Below are 19,791 nucleotides of genomic sequence, written 5' to 3'. Positions count from 1 at the left end.
CTTCTCCAACACCCGCACCCCGGTCCGCACATGCCCGGCCGTAACATCCCCCACCGCCAACCGGGAACCCAACGACGCCAACGGCCCCGCCCCCAACACCACCTCACGGACCAAAAAACCAGAACCCCTACCCTTACCCTTGTTGGTGCCGTTGCTGTTGCCGTTGGTGTTGGTGTGGATGGCGCGGGCCGCTTCCACATCGGCTTTCGCCCGCCCCGGTTCAACCCCCACCCCATGCACCAGATACTCACGCATATTCTTCGTCCCGATCCCGGACAACCCCGCGGCCCCGCACTGATCAGCGGCCGCGACACTGTGCAGATACACCGCATCCAACCGACGCCGCGTACTCTCAGCCGCACCAATAATCGACAGCCACGCCTCCTGCGACACCGCCTGCGGATCCGTCCCCAAAACCTCCGCCAACAACACGTTCACCTGCTCCAACCGTCCCACGATCCCCGCCGACGGCCCCACCACAAACAGAGCCTCCCCAACCGGACCATCAACCGGTACCCCAGAAACCGGCAAACCAGCGGAAACACCCGGGTTGGCGGCACCGCCGGCATCGGACCCGCCGGTACCGGCGGCGTCGTCGGGCCGGTCGGTCCCGTCGTCGTCGGGCTGGCCGGTCCCGGGAACAGTGCCAGGGACGGGAACAGGACCGGAGCCGGTGGCAGGGCCGGTCCCCGGAACTGCGGCAGGGGCAGGGCCGGTGGCAGGGCCATTGCCAGGGACCGGGCCGGTGCTTAGGCCCGAGCGCTCGAGCCGATGCGGATACTTCGCCGTGACCGCAGCCAGCACCCGAGCCAGATTCTCCCGATCAATCTCCACACCACCCACCACCCCTCAACACCCGAACCCGGCAACCCACACCGGCCGTCTGTACCGGCCACCTGCACCGGTAAGAAAACCAGGAAATCCTCCCGATCTCCAACTACTCCAAGGCTACGAAGAGACACCGACATCACCAGGACAAAAAGACCCCAAAAACGGCCCCTGTGGAAAAGTATTTTGAAAAACTTTCCAGGCTCGGTTCACCCGGGCTGCTGCGGCTCATGCAGGGGCCGCCACCGTGCATCGTTGTTGCAGGAACGGCGGCGAAAGCCGAAGCACTCATCGCAGCAGGCTTTACGCATGCCTTGGCCCCGATGCTCTTCCTCGTGAAAGCGAAGGGCACAGTCCGGGAGGAGGGCCACAGAGTAGGCGCGGAAGTTCAAGCGGTAATGGAGACCGTGCATGCGGCGAGGTATTTCTGAGACCTGTTAAACCGGCGGTAGATCTGCAAATGCCACGCCGGTGAGCTGCTCGCTGGCATCCCAAAGCCGGCGGGCCACGAGCAGGTCCGCGACCCGGGCCGCGGGAGCCACCATCGTGACCTCGCCGCGGGTTTCGCCTGGCCCATTCGGGCCGTAAAAATCGCCATTGGTTACGTCGGCCGCTGCGGCTGCGTAAAGTACGGGCAGCACGCCCCACTGGCCAGGTTGGGCCATCAACCGCATGAACACGCCTGTGGCGATGCCCATTGAGTTACGCCCCATACTTGCTGGAAGATTGGTGTTCGCTAGGCCCGGGTGAGCGGCTGCGACCACAACACGGTCATCGTGTGCCTGAAGCCGCCGGCCGAACTCCATCGCAAAATAAAGGTTGGCGATTTTGCTCTGGCTGTAGGCACGCCAGCGGCGGTAGCGGCTCTGGCTCATCAGATCATCAAAATCGATGGCGCCGCGTTTGTGCGCCAAACTGGAGACGACGACGACGCGGGCCGCCGTCGCTGTCCGCAGGGCCGGGAGCAACAGGCCGCTCAGAGCGAAGTGACCCAGGTGGTTGATGCCCAGCTGCTGTTCGAAGCCATCTGCCGTTGTTGCACGCGCAGTGGCCATCAGCCCGGCATTGTTGATCAACACGTCCAGCGGGCCGGACCAGTCGGCCGCGAAGGCGCGGATTGACTTCAGGCTGCCCAGATCCAGCGGACGCACGTCACACTGGGTGGAGCCGGTGGTTTCGCGCAGTTGGGCCAGCGCGGCCTCGCCGCGTTCAGGATTTCGGCAGGCGAGGGTGACGCGGGCGCCCTTGGCGGCGAAGGCGAGGCTCGCCTGGAATCCGAGTCCGCTGTTGGCGCCCGTGATGACGACGTGGCGTCCCGTCTGATCGGGCATGCTTTCGGCGCGGAATCCGTTCATAGCGTGCTCATCTGCATCCTCATGGTGGGGCTGTGGAAGTCGACCTTCCGGAACCTAATCCGGAAGACCCAGGACGGATTTACGCAGCTTATCGGTCAGTTTCTTCAGCTGCGTGAGTTCTGCATCGGTCAGGGCTGAACCTACCAGTCCATTGATGTCCCGGACGTGGTCGCGGCCGATATCCCGCTGTAGCTGCCGTCCTGCGTCTGTTAATCCGATCAGCACGCCGCGGCGATCTTCGGCAACAGTTTTGCGTTGAAGCAGGCCCTGCTGCTCCAGCCTGTCGACCATTCTGCTGATGCTGGGCTGGCTGAGCAGCACGTGGTCATAGAGTTCATTGAGCCGGAGCCAGCCGGATGGACAGCGGGAGAGATTGAACAGCACGTCGTATTCACGCATGTTCACGTTTTTGAAGGCAGGGTCCGACTGCAGCTTACGGGCAACACTGACCTGCGCGCGGAACAACGATTCCCAGGCATCGGTTGCCAGTTGGCGGTGTGACATTGCAGAACTCACGCTTCTCGCTCTTCTGCCGGCACTGTGCCGACCAAACCGTCAGCCGCCGTGCCCGCCGACTGGTGCGCCGCCGTCGTGCCCGCCGCCGTGCGTGCGTCGCGGGCTGCCTTTCGTGCGGCAAAGGTGGGACCGTCCGGAACGTGCGCGGGTTTCCGGGCGGCGAATTCCTTTCGGAGCGTGGGCAGGACATCGGAGCCGAATAGATCCAGCTGCTCCAGGACGGTCTTCAGCGGCAGCCCGGCGTGGTCCACCAGGAAAAGCTGGCGCTGGTAGTCGCCGTAGAACTCGCGGAACGTAAGCGTCTTGTCGATGAGCTCCTGGGGACTGCCGACCGTCAGCGGTGTCTGGGAGGTGAAGTCCTCCATGGACGGCCCGTGCCCGTAAACGGGCGCGTTGTCGAAGTACGGCCGGAACTCCCGCACGGCGTCCTGCGAATTGCGGCGAATGAAGAACTGGCCGCCGAGTCCCACAATGGCCTGATCCGCATGGCCGTGTCCGTAATGTTCGTAACGTTCGCGGTACAGACCGATCAGCTGCTGATAGTGCTCTTTGGGCCAGAAAATGTTGTTCGCGAAGAATCCGTCCCCGTAGTATGCAGCTATTTCGGCCACTTGCGGTGTGCGGATGGAACCGTGCCAGACAAAGGGGGCGACGCCGTCGAGCGGGCGCGGGGTGGCGGTAAAAGCGTGCAGCGGCGTGCGGTATTTGCCCTGCCAGTTCACTACCTCTTCGTCCCAGAGCCGACGCAGCAGGGAGTAGTTCTCCACCGTGAGCTCTACGCTGTCCTGCATGCTTTTCCCAAACCACGGGTAGACCGGGGCGGTGTTGCCGCGGCCCAGGACCAGATCCACCCGGCCGTCAGCGAGGTGTTGGAGCATGGCAAAGTCCTCCGCGATTTTCACCGGATCATTGGTGGTGATCAGCGTGGTGGCCGTAGAGAGAATAACTTTTTCCGTCTGCGCAGCAATGTAGCCAAGGATGGTGGTGGGGGAGCTGGGATAAAACGGCGGGTTGTGGTGCTCGCCGGTAGCGAAGACATCCATCCCCACGTCCTCGGCGTGCCTGGCGATCGTGGTGATGGCCTTAATGCGCTCATGCTCATTGGGTGTTACGCCGGTAGTGGGATCCGTCGTGATGTCTCCGACGCTGAAAATGCCGATCTGCACGGGAAATCCTCTCAACCCGGACTGCGGGCCCGGAAATTTATATACGTTTGCATCTAATATACCCGTCAACACGACGTATTGGCTAAATGTTCCCGGTTGCACCCATAGTGACGCGCCGCCGTCTAGGATGCAATCAATATGCGCTGTGGCTCCGCGACCTCCGCGACCCAGCGGCACGGGCAGCGTGCTGCGGCCTTCGAAGGGGAACGGATGAGACTGAGGGTTTTAGGCCCGGCGGGAAGCATCGTGGGTTTTCTATTTCTGGTGGAACTGACCAGCGGGGTACTGCAGGGGTATTACACGCCGCTGCTGACCGATATTGCCCGGGCTTTGAACATCCGGGATGCGGACGTCAATTGGTTGGAAGCCGCGCAATTGATGGTTAGTGCCCTGGTGGTTCCGGTGCTGGCCAAACTCGGCGATATGTACGGACATAAGCGGATCCTGCTCGTTTCCACGGCACTGACTGCACTGGCCAGCTGGGGGGTTGCGTTCGCCCCGGGGTTCTGGGTTTTCTTGTTCGCGTGGGCTCTGCAGGGGTTCTATGTGGTGTGGCTGCCGTTGGAGATTGCGCTGGTCTTCAGCCGTTGTCATAGTCGGCCGGATGGGGCTGCGCTCACTCGCAAGTCTGCCGGACTATTGGTGGCGGGACTGGAATTTGGTGTCATTGTCGGAGCACTGTCCGGTGGCTTTATTGGCGGAGCGCTGCCGGGCCGGCTGTGGATCACGCTCATGGTTCCGGCCGTGTGTGCCACCGCTTGTTTCTTTGTCATTCTCTTCGGCGTGCCGGAATCGTTGGGCCGCACCGGTGGCTCGGTCGATACGGCGGGCCTTGCCGTTCTCAGTCTCGCGCTGCTGCTGATCACCGCAGGCCTTACCTTTATGCGCATTAACGGGCCGCAGACCTGGTGGGCATGGGCCGCCGTCGTGCTGGGCATTCTCTCGCTGATCCCGTTTACCCGGCACGAACTCGGCCACAAGGACCCGTTGGTGGACATCAGGATGCTCCGGCAGCCGTCCATGTGGCCTGTCCAATTTACGGCCTTCCTCTTTGGCGTCTCTGTCCTGGGAGCGCAGGCCCCGCTGTCCACCTTCGCGAGGACCGACCCGGACCTGGTGGGCTACGGACTCGGGGTTGGCTCCGGCATGGTGTCTGTGCTGATCGGGGTGTATGTCCTGGCATTGTTGGTGGGGGCGCTGCTGTTTCCCGCTGCTGCCCGGATCAGCACACCGAGGATCACGCTGATCGTCGCCGCTATGCTGGTGGGAATCGGATACCTAATGTTCCTCCCCTTCCATTCCAGCCTGACCGAGGTGATGCTCAATATGGTGGTGGCGGGCCTTGGCTCCGGGGCGCTGGTTGCCGCGCTGCCCTCCGCCGCCGCTGCGGCGGCACCGTTGACGCACACGGGAATGGCGGCCGGGCTGACGAACGCCACCAAGACGATCGGCGGCTCCTTCGCCTCCTGTATTTTCGGCATCGCACTCGCCGGCCATGCGCTCGGGGCCGGCGGTTTGGCCGGTGCGGACACCGGAACTGCCGGGTCGCTTGCCGGGTACTTTACGGTGTGGACCATCTGCGGCGTGACCGGGCTTGTCGGCGCCGTCGGCCTGTATTTCGTCCCGCGGCTCGCCTTCGGTCCCACCCTGCCGACAGCGTCCCTGGTCACCCAACCTCTCCCAACTGAGTAGCACTTGAGGCACCCATTTCGCATTTTAGCTGCAGGTGCTGCTACCCAGTTGGGCCGGCCGGGGACCAGCCGCGGGACAGCAACGCGGCGCGGATTTTCGACACGGCCGCTTTGGCGTCATCAGCCATGTGCCGCTTCGAAATCCGCACCTGGATCCAGCCGCCCGCGGCAAAGTCCTCTTCGCGGCGGATGTCCCGGACCACCTGATCTGATTCGGAATGGCTGCTGCCGTCATACTCGGCCGCGACCCGGTACAGCGGGAAGGACAAGTCCGGCTCCCGGGTAGCATTCCCGAGCTCGAGGCCGCGGTTCAGCTCTGGTTCCGGCAGTCCAGCCCGGACGACGGCGAGGCGCAGCCGGGTTTCGGGCGCAGAATCGGCGCCGATGCGGGCCTGCTGCAACGCCAGTCTCGCCTTGCGGATGCCCGGGGTCCCTTGGTGCCGGTCGAGCATGTCGGCCAGATCTGCCACAGTCGCATAGGGAACGGACCGGGGCTCAAACCTGGGCCGTGGGATGCGAATCAGATGGTCGGCAACGACGGTGAGCTCGTCCACGCTCATCCGGCGGGAGATATCCAGCCAGGTCCGCGTCCTTGTGGTAATCCACACGCCGTTCAGACAGGTGACTTCGTCGTCGAAGAACTGTCCCCGGTGTCCGATGACGCCTCGGCGCCGGACGATGGCAGCCGTGTCGGGCCGGGCAATGTGGACGCTTGACCCCTCGGCACCGGGAAGGAAACCGGGGAACTTCCACATTACGAAAGCGCTTTCATGGGCGACGGCGGAACGCCCGGTCACCTGCGACAGCGGCGCCGCCAGCATCGCCAGTTTATGGCCGTCGTCGTCTTCGGGAACTTCGATGCCCCGGCTGGGGCGGCCGTCGTCTTCCGGAACTCTGATGCCCCGGCTGGGGCGGCTAAAACGGCGGTTCCGCAGCCTGCCGTAACTGACTCCGGCGTCCAGACCGCGTTGTAGCGTGAAAGGTTCACGATCCAAAGGATCAGGAAGCGGAAGTGGAGGTCGCATGTGCCCATGATGGCAAATGTCCGGCCGGCGTGGCCCGTTATCCACAGTTTGGTCTCTCCGCCCGCAACTGGGTCGCACTTGCGGCACTCATAACGCGAAATGAGTGCCGCAAGTGCGACTCAGTTGGGGCAGGAGGGTCAGCCGGCGGCGCGGCGTCCGCGGACTTTGGGGATGGCGCCGGTGGTCCAATCCTGCGAGGCGTAGCCCGCCGTTGCTACAGCCCCTTCAGAGCCGGCCCCGTTGGGACCAGAGCCGTTGGAACCAGGCCGGCCGGAACCGGCCCCGCCGGAACCGGCCTCGTCGGAGCCCGAGCCGTCGGAGCCCGAGCCGCCGCTACCAGGCCCGCCGCTACCAGACCCGTTGGTACCAGACCCGCCGGCTTGTGCTCCCGTCCGCTGCGCGCGCTGCGGACCTGCCAGCAGCTCGCGACGCTCCCTGCGACCCTCGACCAGCCGGTACAGCACCGGAACCAGAATCAGGGTCAGTGCCGTGGAGGACACCAGACCGCCCACCACCACAATGGCCAGCGGCTGTGAGATGAAGCCGCCGCCGCCGGTAACCCCCAGTGCCATCGGGGTCAGCGCGAAAATCGTCGCCAGTGCGGTCATCAGGATCGGCCGCAGGCGCTGCCGGGCGCCGTGTTCAATCGCGTCCGCCACGGTCATTCCCGGCCGGTCGCCGGAGGGCCTGCGGTACTGGTTAATAAGGTCGATCAGCACAATGGCGTTGGTGACCACGATCCCCACCAGCATGAGCATCCCGATCAGCGACGGCAGGCCCAGCGGGACGCCGGTGACCAGCAGCAGCACAATGGCGCCGGTGGCCGCGAACGGAATGGACACCAGCAGAATCAACGGCTGAATCAGCGACTTAAACGCGGCCACCATGATGATGTAGACAATGGCAATCGCTGCCAGCATGGCTAGCCCCAGCTGATTGAAGGACTCCGCCTGCTGCGTGCTGGCCCCGCCGATCACGGCAGTGGCACCGGCGGGAAGGTCGACGGCGGCAAGCCGGTTTTTGACGTCCGAGCTGAGAGTGCCGAGGTTGTTTCCCGTGGGAGTGATTGAAACGCGGGCGCTGCGTTGGCCATTGGAACTGGTGATCGAGACCGGCGCCTGGACCTGTTCCACCGTCGCGACACTGGCCAAGGCCACGGCACCGGAGGCCGTTGGCAGCTGCACGGCGCGGAGCTGGTCGATGCTCGAAAAGGCCGTGCCGGTGCCGATCTGCACCTGGTAGTCCATCGTGTCAATCCGCACGGTTCCACCGGGCAGCGGCGAGAGAGTGGCTGCCAGGAGCCCGGCCACCTGCTGTTCATTGAGTCCGGCGGCCACCGCCTTAGCCCGGTCCACACTGACCTGGACCACCGGCTGCGAGGTGGAGAGGTTCGCGGAAATCCCGCCGGCGCCTGGTAGTCCCGCCATGGCCGCGGCTATTTTGTCGCTGGCGGACTTTAGATCGGCGGAGTTGGAGGCCTTGATATTGATATCGACCGTATTGGACGTGCCGAAGCCGCCGGAGGAAGAGCCGACGCTGACCGTGCCAGCATCCGTAATTTCCTTTAGCCGGTTCCGGACGGTGTCCGTCAATTTGGTCTGGTCGGCTTTTTCATCCGTGACCACCTGAAAAGATGCACTGGAAGCGCCGGCCGAAAACAGGGCGCTGAAACCACCGGTTGCGTTGCCGATGGTGACCTGGATGTCTTGGATCCCATCGATGCTTTTGAGCGCCGATTCCACCTTGGCCGCGGCATCGGAGGTTGCCTGCAGGCTCGTGCCCGGCGGAAGTTTCTGCGTGATGGAGAGGCTGTTCTGCCCGCTGTTGCCCAGCAAATTGGTCGGCAACAGCGGAGTCATGGCCAGTGTTGCCAGCAAAATGACCGCACCGGCCGCCAACGTGATCACCGGGTGTTTTTGCGTCTTAGTCAGGATCGGCAGGTACCCGCGCTGCAGCACGCTCCTGCGTTCCTTCTCCTCCACAGCGGCGAGCAGCGCCCGCCCGCTCAGCCCAGTGCCGGCGTCGGCAGCACCGCCGACTGCAGGCACGGCCGGGGACTTCAGGAACCAGTATGCGAGCACCGGCACGATGGTCAGCGAAACGGCCAGCGATGCCAGCAGCGCAATGGTGACCGTTAGCGCGAACGGCCGGAACAGCTCCCCGGCGATGCTGCCGACAAACGCGATCGGCAGAAACACGGCCACCGTGGTCAGCGTGGACGCGGTCACGGCACCGGCCACTTCGCGGATCGCGGCCATGATCGCCGTCTGCTTGTCCTCCCCGTAGCTCAAGTGCCGTTTGATGTTCTCAATGACCACAATTGAGTCATCCACCACCCGGCCAATCGCTATTGTCAGCGCGCCAAGGGTGAGGATATTGAGCGAATAATTCGTCGCGCGCAACCCAATGAACGTGATCAAAAGGGAAAGCGGGATGGAGATCGCGGTGACCAGCGTGGAGCGCACGGAAAGCAGGAAGAGCAAAATAACGACGACGGCGAAGCCAAGTCCCAGCAGCCCCTCCGTCGCGAGGTCCTTGATCGATTTTTCGATGAATGGGGCCTGGTCCAACACGGTGGTGAACTTGGCATTGTCACCGAGGGAAGCCTGCAGTTCCGGCAGCTCCGCCTGGATCTGGTGCGAAAGAGAGACCGTATCCGCATCGGGCTTTTTGGTCACGGACAGCGCCAAGGTCGCCTTGCCGTTGGTGCGGGTGATCGAGGTGGTCGCATCATCGGCCAAGGCAACGCTGGCGACGTCACCGATGGTCAGCGGTGCACCGGCGGCCGGTGCGCTCTTGGAAGCTGCCAACGGTAAGGACTTGATCGCGTCCAGGGAGTCTACCGGGCTGCCGATCTGAACGGACAAGGATTTTCCGTCCTCGGTCAGCGTCCCGGCGGGCACCAGCGCACCGTTGTTTTTCAGTGCGTCGCTGATCGCCGTGATTGGTATTCCGGCGCTGGCCAGCTTGGCGGAATCCGGCAGAATGGCGATGTGCTGGGAGTTGGCGCCGGTCACGTCGGCACCGCGGACGCCGTCGATCTTCAGCAGCTTAGGCACCACCAGCCGCTGCAGATCCGCATTCAGCTCGCTCAGCGGCTTATCCGAGGCAACGGCGAGGAAGACAATCGGGAAATCGCTGATACTGCCCGCGATCGCCTGCGGTTCCACCTTGTCCGGCAGTACCTGGCGGACATTGGAGATCGCCCGGTCAATCTGGTTCCTGGCGCGGTCCAGATTGGTGCCGTAGGCGAAAGCCAGATTGATGCTGGAGAGACCGTTGCGGGAGGTGGAAGTGCTCGATTCCAGGCCTTCGACCGCGTTAAGCGCCGTTTCCAGCGGTTCGCTGACCTGCTTGTCCACCACCTCGGGGGAGGCTCCGGGCATAGCGGTGACCACGGTGATCTGCGGGAACTCGATGGAAGGGATGAGCTCCTGTTTCAACGAGCCGAGCGTGATCACGCCGAAGACGATCGCGAAGATCGTAATCAACGCGATCAGCGCCCTGTTGCCGAGCGAGAGTTGAGCCAAGCGGTACATAGTTACACTCCCGGGGTGTGCCGATGGTCATTCCCAACTAAGTAGCAGCACCTGCAGTCAAAACGTGGTTTGCGTGCAGGTGCTGCTACTTAGTTGGGCGTTCCCGCTAGTGCGGATCCAGCTCCAAGGTGGCCGCCGTACTGGCCATCGTCTTCGCTGCCAGGTCCGGATCGTCGTTGAGTTTGGTGCCCAAGGTCGGCATCATCGCGCGCAGAATATCCTGCCATTCGTGCCTGAATTTACGCGGGAAGCAGCGCTGCAGCAGTTCCAGCATAATTGGCACGGCCGTGGATGCTCCCGGCGAGGCCCCCAGCAGAGCGCTCATGGAACCGTCGGCGGAGGTAATGACCTCCGTGCCGAACTGCAGCACCCCACCCTTTTTGGCGTCTTTTTTGATGATCTGCACGCGTTGGCCGGCTGTGATGAGTTCCCAGTCGCCGCCGTCGGCTTCCGGGAAGTACTCCCGCAGCGCTTCAACCTTCGCGTCGCGGTTTTTCACCACCTCGGAGACAAGGTATTTGACCAGGGACAGATTGTCTTTGCCCACTGCCAGCATCGGAATCAGGTTGGAGGGCCTGATGGACAGCGGCAGATCCAGCAGGGAGGTGGATTTGAGGAACTTTGTGGAGAAGCCGGCATACGGGCCGAACAGCAGGGAACGCTGACCGTCCACGTAGCGGGCGTCCATATGCGGAACGGACATTGGCGGGGCACCGACCGAGGCCTGGCCATAGACCTTGGCGTCGTGCTGCGCGGCGATCTGCGGATCCGTGCAGCGGAAGAACTGGCCGGACACCGGGAATCCACCGAACCCCTTGCCCTGCGGTATGCCGGAGGCCTGCAGCAGCTGCAGCGCGCCTCCACCGCCGCCAATGAAGACGAACTTGGCGCGGATTTTCCCGCGCTCACCGGAGGACGGGTGCTTGAGCGCCATCTCCCAGCGACCATCACTGCCGCGCGCGACGTCGGAAACTTCAGTGCCGTAGTTGACCTCGACGCCGTTGCCGGAGAGGTAGGTGACAAGTTCGCGGGTCAGCGTGCCGAAGTCGACGTCGGTGCCCTCCGCCGCGCGGGTGGCGGCAATCTTCTGGTCCGCGGGACGGCCCTTGATCACCAGCGGTGTCCAACCGGCAATCTCGTCGTGGTCCTCGCTGTACTGCATGCTGGAAAAGAGCGGGTTCGGCTTCAGCGCTTCGTAGCGGGTACGGAGGAACTTCACATTCTCTTCGCCGGCCACAAAGCTCATGTGCGGGACGGAGTTGATGAACTTCCGCGGCGACCCGACCATCGAATTGGTGACCAGATGGGCCCAGAATTGCCGCGAGAGCTGGAATTGTTCATTGATGCCGACGGCCTTGGCCGGATCAACCGAGCCGTCCTTGGCCTGCGGCGTGTAGTTCAGCTCGCACAACGCGGAATGGCCGGTACCGGCATTATTCCACGGGTCCGAACTCTCCAGCCCGGCACGGTCCAGACGCTCAAAGAGCGCTATCTTCCACGTGGGTTCGAGTTGTTTGAGCAATACACCCAAGGTGCTGCTCATGATGCCGCCTCCGATGAGAACGACGTCGGCGTCTTGAGTCTGCGAAATGAAGGTCACGGTCCAACTCCGGTAGCGGCGATCCTAGCGCTTGAAGCGTATCGCGCCGGAGGATGGTTGCTGAAATCCAGCGATCCTTATCACGCCCCTAATGCCCTCACGTCCGGCCCCGCTATTGCCGGTCGCGTTCGTTGCCGGTCGCGCTATCTGCCGGGCGCGCTATTGGGCGAGCTTGATCTGGTTGAAAACCTCGTTGAGGACGGGGCTGACGGGGTAGCTGACCACGCGGCTGGACAACGCAACCGCGGAGATGGGAAAGGCGATGGGAACTGCGGGGACCGTCTGCACAATCTGGGTGTTGATGGATTGGTAGGCCGCATTGCGGTCCGGCCCGTCGGGAAGTGAGCGCGCGCGGTCAATCTTGCTGATCAGCTGCGGATCGTTGGAACCGAATTCGCCGTTGGCGGTCCCGAAAAGCGGGCCGACAAAGTTGTCCGGGTCCGCGTAACTGCCATTCCAACCCATCAACGCCAGCGCGTGGTCCCCAGGGCTGGTGACCTTGCCCAGATAGTTATCGGCCCAGTCGACGGGCATTGGCTTGATGTTAAAGCCGACGGCGGTCAGCTCGCGTCCGATCTCGGCGTACACCTTTTCGGGGGTGGGCAGGTAAGTGCGGGTCACGTTTGTCGGGTAGTAGAACTTGATTTCCTCGCCACGGTAGCTGGATTCCGCGAGGAGCTTGCGGGCTTTGTCCTGGTCATAGCTGTAGCCCGCCACGGCATTGTTGAACCCGCTCAGCTTCGGCGGAATGAACTGCGAGGTGGCCTGCGTGCCGTCAATGAAAAACTGCTTAACCAATGTTTCCTTGTCAATCGCCGTAGCGATAGCCTGCCGTACCTTCAGGTCCGCCATCACCGGCACAGCCTGATTAATCCCCAAATACATCACGGAAAAGGGGTCGCGTTGGAGGATCTGCTCGCCGCTTTTGACCAGAGCATCAAAATTGCCGGGTGTGACCGGGTCGTAGCCGTCGATTTTGCCGTCTTCAAGAGCCTGCAGCCGGGCCTGCGGCTGGTCGTAGGTGATGAAGTGCAGCAGCCCGATTTCGCCCTTGGTGCCCCAATAGTCCCGATTAGCGCTGAGGGTGACGGTCCCGCCTTCCCAAGAGACGAATGTGAAAGGACCGGTCCCCACCGGATGCTGGCCGTATGCGGAGATATTGTGCCCGGTCACTGTGCGGGTCAGGTTATTGGCACTCATCGAGGAAAGCGCGGTCGGGGAGGAGATGGCAAACGAAGGCATGGTCATGGCCTGAAGGAAGCCGGTCAACCTGCCGGTCAGGTCAATCCTGACCTCCGAGGTGCTGGTGGCGGTGCAGCTCTTAAAGAGTGAATTCTTCGCATCATCCGAATACGCCTTGAATACCTGTTTGAAAGTGAGGTCGTTGCCCTCGCCCCGGGCAGCCGGCGGCAACGTGAACCAGCGGTTGAAGTTTGTGCACACCGCTGCGGCATCGAACGGTGTTCCATCCTGGAATGAGACGTTCGGCCGCAGCTTAAAGGAATAGGCCAGCCCGTCCTGAAGTTCTTGCCAGCTGGTCGCCAGGCTCGGGGCGGGCGCGCCGGTGGTGGCATCAACCGTGACGAGGCCTTCCAGAACTTGACGTGTGACGCGGAAGGACTCGGAATCAGATTCCAACGCCGGGTCCAACCCCAATGGCACGGCACCGGTGCCAAAATTGAAGGTTGCGGACGCGACCGGCGTATTAGAGGAAGGAGCCGGTGCCGGCTGGGCCGTGCAGGCCGAGAGCGGGAGGCTGAGCGCCAGCAGGGCGACGGTGGTTTTAAATACGGTGGTTTTGAACAGTGTGGTTTTGAATACTGCCGTTTTGAACACTGACTTCCTCAACGCTGCAGTTCCAAACAATGTCCGCGGACGAGCCTTCCGACGCACTACGGACACCACTTCCCGACCTGATCACGGCACAACTTTGGCGTTGCTTTGCAGCAACGTTGCGGAGCCATTTCCGCAGAACTGCCCATTCTAGTAGATGCCGGTGCAGGTTAGCCGGGTGCAGGTTAGCTGAAGGGGAAGGACGCGAGATACGAGCGGGCGCCGGGACCGTATGGTTCCGACGCCCACCCTTTCCCCGGCCGGTCCTGAGCCACCAGTGGGGAGCATTTCGGAGGGGATCCGATGCCTCGGTGTGATTTTCCGCTCCCTCACTAGTAATTCGTATCACGCCCCCAACCGGATGGGTACCCTGACCAATGACTTGTCGGGCCCAGTTGATCTTCCGCCGGCCGCTGGCAGCGTGTGTATTGCAGGACGACGGCGGCGCACCGCCAACGGGTGCGGCCACTTGCGATCCGGTCCTCGGCCGATTTGCAGGCGCCCACCGATGCACCCAGCCCAGCGATACACCCAGCCCGGAGTGCCGCCGCCGGACGTTATGGGTGCCATATTGAAGTGCGCAAGACGGGACTTGAACCCGCACACCCGAAGGTACAGGATCCTAAATCCTGCGTGTCTGCCAATTTCACCACTCGCGCCTGCCCCACGGCGGCCCTGAGACGGGCGCCGTCGGCGAAATACAGCCTTTATCCTACAGGTTCTGCAGGATGTGCTTAGGCCGCTAGTCCAGTCCCAGATCCCGCCGCAGCTTGGCAACATGGCCGGTGGCGCGGACGTTGTACTGCGCCAGGCTTACCGTGCCCTCGCCATCGAGCACAATAGTGGACCGGATCAGGCCCTCATAGGTTTTCCCGTAATTCTTCTTTTCGCCCCAGGCGCCGTAGGCATGCGCCACAGCGTGATCCGCATCGGAGAGCAACGAGAAGTTAAGATTTTCCGCATCGGCGAACTTGGCCAGCTTCGTTTCCGGGTCCGGCGAAATTCCCAACACCTCGTACCCGGCGGACTTCAGAGAATTTAAGTTGTCCCGGAAGTCACAAGCTTCCGTGGTACAGCCGGGCGTGGAGGCAGCCGGGTAGAAGTAAATGACCGTCTTTCGCCCTCGAAAGTCAGCCAGGGCGACGGTTTTTCCGTTGGAATCACACAGGGTGAAATTCGGTCCCTTGTCACCGACGCCAAGCCGCCCGCCCGCTGCAGTGTCCACATTTGTCGTGTCCGTACCTGTCGTGTCCGTACCTGTCGTGTCCGTACCAGTCGTATCCGTACCAGTCGTATCCGTACCTGCCGTGTTCATACCTGTCCCTGCCTGTATCGGGGGTAATGCTGCGGTTCTATCGAACGCCGCACCTCGTTAATCCCAGCGTAGCCGCGGACACCGACAATTTCCCGGGACGTCCGGTTGCGCCGGTGCAGCAATACCGGATCCGCAGGGACTGTGATAATGCGGGTCTATACTTTATTGCATGCCCGACATGAATCAATGGCCCAGCAGCCGCTTACTCTCCACCGCAGCCCGCCTTGTTGAACACGCGTGGAATGAGCGCCTGGCGAGCATCGGTATGACCCACGCCGGCATCATTGCCCTCGATGTCCTCGCGGCCAACGGTCCCATGACGCAGGCGCAGCTGGCATCAATCGTTAGGGTGCAGGCCCAGACCATGGGTAAGACGCTTTCCCGGCTGGAAAACCACGGACATGTCCACCGTGTCCGTAGCACCCATGACCGGCGCAGCCACTTGGTCTCGCTTTCGGATGAGGGCCGCGGCCTGCTGGATTCAGCTCATCGGATGGAGATCGGGCTACTGGAAACCGCGGGGTTGGATCAGGGTGAACTGCGGTCGGATCTGAAGACGATTATCCGTTCCATGAGCAGCACGAGGCAAAACCTGCGCGAAATGGAAAGCCGGGCCCGCTTGGCCCTGGCCGACGTGCAAGCCGGCTAGTGACCGGACTTACAGGGTTCGGATTCACCTCCCGAAGGGGCTAACTTATCCGGGTGGTTTGGTGCGAGGTCAACCCGTTAGCCCGTGAGCCACGAGTATTGATGGGCACGGCATAGCCCGGTGTGGCACAGTTTGAGCATGAGTGCGCCGTCCCCGAACCCGCCGTCCCCGAACCCGCCGTCCCCGAACCCGTCGTCCCCAGCTACGCACAGCAGGCCCTTCTTCCACATCGTTCTGCGGCTGGGAAGCGCCGTTTACCGGCTGCGGGTCCGGCAGGCCAAGCGCTGGAATTTCGTCGAGCAGATGGTGGCATATTCCGGGTACGGGACCCCGGCTCAAGTTCGGCTGCTGGGCCGGGTCTTGCTGGCAAGTAATCCTGGCACCGGCGATCGGAGCGACCGTGCCGCCAAGGCCGTCGTCGGGAACGTCCGCGGATGGCGCGCTTTCACGAGTGTCCCCGTGCAGAACCGGGAAGTTGAGATTGAACTTGGCGGGACATTACACCGCGTACGCGCTGACCGCGGCGGATTAATAGACACTAACGTTCAGGTCCGCTTAGACCCTGGCTGGCATACCGCGGTATTCCGGACGGCGGGGACGGACCCAGTGGAAGCGCCGGTCTTCGTCATTGCCCCGGACACACGGTTTGGAATCGTTTCGGACATAGATGACACCGTGATGGTCACTGCGCTGCCGCGGCCCTTCCTGGCACTGTGGAACACCTTCGTCGTCAGCGAACACGCACGCACTCCAACACCGGGGATGGCGGTGTTAATGGACAGACTCGCCGTGGAGTATCCGGATGCGCCGGTTATCTATCTCTCGACCGGTCCGTGGAATGCGGCCCCTACCCTGGCCCGTTTCCTCGCCCGGAATATGTACCCGGCAGGAGCGCTGCTATTGACCGACTGGGGACTGACCCAAGAACGGTGGTTCCGCAGCGGCAGGGAACACAAAAGAAAAAATCTTGAACTCCTCGCCAAGGAATTCCCCGGAATCCGTTGGCTGCTCATCGGTGACAACGGCCAGCACGATGAGGAAATCTACGCAGATTTTTCCCGGCGGCACCCTGATCTGACGGCTGCTGTAGCAATCCGACAGCTTTCGGTGGGCGAGTCAGTACTCTCCGGGGGACGGTCTGCGGGCGGTCATCAGGATCAGCCTGTACCGCCCACGGACTGGGTTTATGCCCCGGACGGAGCCGGAATGGCGAAACAGCTCCGCGAGCTCCGCATCTTGTGACGGCGAAGCTCACGGGCCCGTTGGCACGCTATGCGGCACGAGCTCAGTGCTCAGCTGGCAACGATGGCACGGATATGTCCAAGGTTCGGGAGGGGCCTGCCGTGCGGCGTGATTCCGTAAGTACAAAGTCCCGATAGATGCATTTCGTAGGGGTTCGATCCCCCAACCCGCCAACGAAAAAGTCCCGGCCAGCATTTATGCTGGTCGGGACTTTTTATTTGTGCACCCCTCGGGACTTGAACCCGAAACCCATTGATTAAGAGTCAATTGCTCTGCCAATTGAGCTAGAGGTGCATTCGTCAAGTCGCGCGTGCCAACAAGGAATTTCTTCCGTTTCAGCACCCCGCAACGACATGTAACTATACATGGTTTTTCACCGGTGCGAAATCGGCGCGGCGACCGCGTGTCAACTGGGTACTGGCGTTCGCGTGCAGGCGGGCATGGAACCGGATACTGCGGTGGACGCCGGATTCGCTATGCTGCACCCAGAGGGGAGAACGATGAGCGCAATTGATGATCTTATGGCGCAATCCAACGACCGATGGGCCAGCGCTGCGAGGAAAGCGCAGGGCATAGCCGACAACGGTATGGGCAACGCCCTGAGAACGTACTTCGTGCTCTACCTTCCCATTGGTGTCGTGGTCCTGATCACTGTCGGGACCTTGGGCGGGATTCTGGCCTTCGGAAGCGGGGCGGACCAGTGGCCGTCCAATCTGTGGTTTGGTTGTTTCTTTGCAGCGCTCGGCGTCATGGTCGGTGGGCTGGTCTACAACGCGAAGAAAGTCGCTCCGGCGGCTGAGCTGGGCAGAATTGACCTGCTGATGTCGCTGGAGAACGTGGAGCGAAAGCGGATCCGCCGTCAAATTTATGGTCGGGCATCCATAGAACCCGAGCACCTTGCCGTCACCCGGGGCGCCGCGGTGCAGCTGCGGAAAGGGCTTGCCACGCAGCTCCTCTTGGTACCGTTTTTCCCGCTCGCCTTCATTCCCCAGGCCGTGCCAGGTCACAGTCCCTTCTGGTGGTTCATGGCAATTGCTGTAGTTGCCCAAGCGGTCGCCGTCGTATTTCTGGTGCGCGAATTCCAGCAAACCGGACGGTTTCTGGCACACACCGCCGGGTACACTGCCGGACACACGGCGGGTTGACGCAACAATCCGACGAAAACGGTCCGCTATTCGGGAATGGTTGGCGCACTGTCGGATGGCAGTCATAGACTCAGCGTATGAGCGTGGAGACTAATTCAAAGACCCTTCCGGCCGGGCAGGCCGACGGAAAACCAGACATTAAGCCACGGAGCCGGGTGGTCACGGACGGCATTGCTGCCGCCCCGTCGCGCGGAATGCTCCGGGCCGTGGGCATGGGCGACGACGATTTTGCTAAGCCGCAGATTGGGGTTGCCAGCTCGTGGAATGAAATCACCCCCTGCAACCTGTCATTGAACAGGCTGGCCCAGGGCGCCAAGGAAGGCGTGTTCACCGCCGGCGGATTCCCGATGCAGTTCGGCACCATCTCCGTCTCCGATGGGATCTCCATGGGCCACGAAGGGATGCACTTTTCGCTGGTTTCCCGCGAGGTCATTGCGGACTCGGTGGAAACCGTCATGATGGCCGAGCGGATTGACGGCTCTGTGCTGTTGGCCGGCTGTGACAAGTCCCTGCCTGGCATGCTGATGGCTGCTGCACGGCTGGACCTTGCCGCCGTCTTCCTTTATGCCGGCTCCATTATGCCGGGCTTTGTGAAGCTGGAGGATGGCCAGGAAAAGGAAGTCACCCTGATTGACGCCTTCGAGGCGGTTGGGGCGTGCGAGGCCGGCAGGATGAGCGAGGAAGATCTGGGCCGGATCGAACGCGCCATTTGTCCCGGCGAAGGGGCCTGCGGTGGCATGTACACCGCGAACACGATGGCCTGCATCGGTGAGGCCCTCGGAATGTCCCTGCCGGGCTCAGCCGCCCCGCCATCGGCGGACCGCCGTAGGGATGTTTTTGCGCACAAGTCCGGTGAAGCGGTGGTCAACCTGCTTCGTTTGGGTATCACCGCCCGGGACATCATGACCAAGAAGGCCTTCGAAAACGCCATCGCAGTCACCATGGCGTTTGGTGGATCCACCAACGCGGTGCTGCATCTGCTGGCCATTGCCCGCGAGGCCGAGGTGGACTTGACCTTGGATGACTTTAACCGGATCGGGGACAAAATCCCGCATCTGGGGGACCTGAAGCCGTTCGGGCGCTACGTCATGTTCGATGTGGATAAGATCGGCGGCGTGCCGGTCATCATGAAGGCCCTGCTGGATGCCGGTCTGCTGCACGGCGACTGCCTCACGGTTACCGGCAAGACTCTCGCGGAGAACCTCGCGGAGATCAATCCGCCGGACGTGGACGGGAAGATCCTGCGGGCGTTGGATAACCCGATCCACAAGACCGGCGGTATCACCATTCTGCACGGCTCGATGGCTCCGGAGGGCGCCGTCGTCAAGAGCGCCGGGTTCGATGCCGATGTCTTTAAAGGGCCCGCCCGGGTGTTCGAGCGCGAGCAGGGTGCTTTGGAGGCGCTCAAGTCCGGCTCGATCAAGGCCGGCGACGTCGTCGTCATCCGTTACGAGGGCCCCAAGGGCGGCCCTGGCATGCGGGAAATGCTGGCCATCACCGGGGCCATTAAGGGTGCCGGGCTGGGCAAAGACGTTTTGCTGCTCACGGACGGGCGCTTTTCCGGCGGCACTACCGGTCTGTGCATCGGGCACGTAGCGCCGGAAGCGGTCGACGGCGGACCCATCGCCTTTGTGCGCGACGGCGACACTATCCGCGTGGATATTGCCGCCCGGACGTTCGACCTGTTGGTTGATGACGCGGAACTGGCGTCCCGCAAAATCGGCTGGGAGCCGATCCCGGGTAAGTTCACCAAGGGTGTGCTCGCTAAGTACGCCAAGCTGGTGCATTCGGCCAGCACCGGCGCCTACTGCGGCTAACGGATAGCTCTCCACGCGGCCGCGCCGCGGGTACGGCGCCGACCAACGGCGCCCGACCAGCGCCGGCCGC

General features: G+C 62.5%; 14 protein-coding genes, 2 tRNA genes and 1 pseudogene. 6 read left to right on the top strand and 11 right to left on the bottom strand.

The window, feature by feature from the left end; genetic code table 11:
* A pseudogene (locus IV500_RS07385) lies at positions 1 to 834 on the bottom strand (hypothetical protein); the annotation flags it as partial.
* 167 nt (positions 835 to 1,001) lie between these two features.
* Between IV500_RS07385 and IV500_RS07380 the strand changes: the two are divergent.
* Entirely contained in the window at positions 1,002 to 1,259 is a 258-nt protein-coding gene (locus tag IV500_RS07380) for a hypothetical protein (RefSeq protein WP_196396144.1), read from the top strand.
* A 6-nt stretch (positions 1,260 to 1,265) separates the two neighbouring features.
* Here IV500_RS07380 and IV500_RS07375 read toward each other — a convergent pair whose 3' ends face one another.
* Genes IV500_RS07375 through IV500_RS07365 form a run of 3 tightly spaced genes read right to left on the bottom strand, consistent with a single transcriptional unit; the run spans position 1,266 to position 3,865 of the window.
* Positions 1,266 to 2,183 carry an oxidoreductase gene (locus IV500_RS07375; protein WP_196396143.1) on the bottom strand — a complete coding sequence of 306 codons (918 nt, stop codon included), beginning with the start codon at positions 2,181 to 2,183 and terminating at the stop codon, positions 1,266 to 1,268.
* A 54-nt stretch (positions 2,184 to 2,237) separates the two neighbouring features.
* The gene (locus tag IV500_RS07370) at positions 2,238 to 2,687 is read right to left on the bottom strand and encodes a MarR family winged helix-turn-helix transcriptional regulator (protein WP_196396169.1); all 450 of its coding nucleotides are present in this window, start codon (positions 2,685 to 2,687) and stop codon (positions 2,238 to 2,240) included.
* An 8-nt stretch (positions 2,688 to 2,695) separates the two neighbouring features.
* Positions 2,696 to 3,865, bottom strand: a complete 1,170-nt coding sequence (locus IV500_RS07365) for an LLM class flavin-dependent oxidoreductase (RefSeq protein ID WP_196396142.1) — start codon at positions 3,863 to 3,865, stop codon at positions 2,696 to 2,698.
* A gap of 210 nt (positions 3,866 to 4,075) precedes the next feature.
* Here IV500_RS07365 and IV500_RS07360 point away from each other — a divergent pair, with 210 nt between their 5' ends.
* Positions 4,076 to 5,557 (top strand): MFS transporter, encoded by a 1,482-nt coding sequence (locus IV500_RS07360; RefSeq protein ID WP_196396141.1) that lies wholly within the window; start codon positions 4,076 to 4,078, stop codon positions 5,555 to 5,557.
* A 40-nt stretch (positions 5,558 to 5,597) separates the two neighbouring features.
* On the opposite strand, the gene IV500_RS07355 is transcribed toward IV500_RS07360, so the two are convergent.
* From IV500_RS07355 to bcp, 6 genes are all read right to left on the bottom strand, one after another.
* The gene (locus IV500_RS07355) at positions 5,598 to 6,581 is read right to left on the bottom strand and encodes a putative endonuclease domain-containing protein (protein WP_196396140.1); all 984 of its coding nucleotides are present in this window, start codon (positions 6,579 to 6,581) and stop codon (positions 5,598 to 5,600) included.
* Positions 6,582 to 6,718: 137 nt separating this feature from the next.
* Positions 6,719 to 10,120 (bottom strand): efflux RND transporter permease subunit, encoded by a 3,402-nt coding sequence (locus tag IV500_RS07350; RefSeq protein ID WP_196396139.1) that lies wholly within the window; start codon positions 10,118 to 10,120, stop codon positions 6,719 to 6,721.
* 106 nt (positions 10,121 to 10,226) lie between these two features.
* The gene (locus tag IV500_RS07345; protein ID WP_196396138.1) at positions 10,227 to 11,720 is read right to left on the bottom strand and encodes a malate:quinone oxidoreductase; all 1,494 of its coding nucleotides are present in this window, start codon (positions 11,718 to 11,720) and stop codon (positions 10,227 to 10,229) included.
* A gap of 159 nt (positions 11,721 to 11,879) precedes the next feature.
* Entirely contained in the window at positions 11,880 to 13,556 is a 1,677-nt protein-coding gene (locus IV500_RS07340; RefSeq protein ID WP_376770190.1) for an ABC transporter substrate-binding protein, read from the bottom strand.
* Between the two features lie 574 nt (positions 13,557 to 14,130).
* A tRNA-Leu gene (locus IV500_RS07335) sits at positions 14,131 to 14,212 on the bottom strand.
* Positions 14,213 to 14,295: 83 nt separating this feature from the next.
* Positions 14,296 to 14,868: a thioredoxin-dependent thiol peroxidase gene (bcp, locus tag IV500_RS07330; protein ID WP_196396137.1), complete on the bottom strand. Its 573-nt coding sequence runs from the start codon at positions 14,866 to 14,868 to the stop codon at positions 14,296 to 14,298.
* A 169-nt stretch (positions 14,869 to 15,037) separates the two neighbouring features.
* Between bcp and IV500_RS07325 the strand changes: the two genes are divergently transcribed.
* Positions 15,038 to 15,517, top strand: coding sequence for a MarR family winged helix-turn-helix transcriptional regulator (locus IV500_RS07325; protein WP_196396136.1), 480 nt, complete (start codon positions 15,038 to 15,040; stop codon positions 15,515 to 15,517).
* Positions 15,518 to 15,655: 138 nt separating this feature from the next.
* Positions 15,656 to 16,759 (top strand): App1 family protein phosphatidate phosphatase, encoded by a 1,104-nt coding sequence (locus IV500_RS07320; RefSeq protein WP_196396135.1) that lies wholly within the window; start codon positions 15,656 to 15,658, stop codon positions 16,757 to 16,759.
* 221 nt (positions 16,760 to 16,980) lie between these two features.
* On the opposite strand, the gene IV500_RS07315 is transcribed toward IV500_RS07320, so the two are convergent.
* Positions 16,981 to 17,053, bottom strand: a tRNA-Lys gene (locus tag IV500_RS07315).
* A 206-nt stretch (positions 17,054 to 17,259) separates the two neighbouring features.
* On the opposite strand from IV500_RS07315, the gene IV500_RS07310 reads away from it, so the two are divergent.
* Together IV500_RS07310 and ilvD are read left to right on the top strand one after the other, a co-directional pair.
* Positions 17,260 to 17,904, top strand: coding sequence for a hypothetical protein (locus IV500_RS07310; protein ID WP_196396134.1), 645 nt, complete (start codon positions 17,260 to 17,262; stop codon positions 17,902 to 17,904).
* 77 nt (positions 17,905 to 17,981) lie between these two features.
* Entirely contained in the window at positions 17,982 to 19,721 is a 1,740-nt protein-coding gene (ilvD, locus tag IV500_RS07305; protein ID WP_196396133.1) for a dihydroxy-acid dehydratase, read from the top strand.
* Positions 19,722 to 19,791: the final 70 nt, after the last annotated feature.

Origin of the sequence: Arthrobacter terrae (genome assembly GCF_015708085.1) — a bacterium.
GTDB classification, from domain to species: domain Bacteria; phylum Actinomycetota; class Actinomycetes; order Actinomycetales; family Micrococcaceae; genus Arthrobacter_M; species Arthrobacter_M terrae.
This window is presented reverse-complemented; position numbering and strand designations above follow the sequence as displayed.

Coding starts and splice junctions, on each gene's coding strand:
- IV500_RS07375 (WP_196396143.1), bottom strand. CDS start 2,183: ATGAACGGATTCCGCGCCGAAAGCATGCCCGATCAGACGGGACGCCAC.
- IV500_RS07370 (WP_196396169.1), bottom strand. CDS start 2,687: ATGTCACACCGCCAACTGGCAACCGATGCCTGGGAATCGTTGTTCCGC.
- IV500_RS07360 (WP_196396141.1), top strand. CDS start 4,076: ATGAGACTGAGGGTTTTAGGCCCGGCGGGAAGCATCGTGGGTTTTCTA.
- IV500_RS07355 (WP_196396140.1), bottom strand. CDS start 6,581: ATGCGACCTCCACTTCCGCTTCCTGATCCTTTGGATCGTGAACCTTTC.
- IV500_RS07350 (WP_196396139.1), bottom strand. CDS start 10,120: ATGTACCGCTTGGCTCAACTCTCGCTCGGCAACAGGGCGCTGATCGCG.
- bcp (WP_196396137.1), bottom strand. CDS start 14,868: ATGAACACGGCAGGTACGGATACGACTGGTACGGATACGACTGGTACG.
- IV500_RS07325 (WP_196396136.1), top strand. CDS start 15,038: ATGCCCGACATGAATCAATGGCCCAGCAGCCGCTTACTCTCCACCGCA.
- IV500_RS07320 (WP_196396135.1), top strand. CDS start 15,656: ATGAGTGCGCCGTCCCCGAACCCGCCGTCCCCGAACCCGCCGTCCCCG.
- IV500_RS07310 (WP_196396134.1), top strand. CDS start 17,260: ATGAGCGCAATTGATGATCTTATGGCGCAATCCAACGACCGATGGGCC.
- ilvD (WP_196396133.1), top strand. CDS start 17,982: ATGAGCGTGGAGACTAATTCAAAGACCCTTCCGGCCGGGCAGGCCGAC.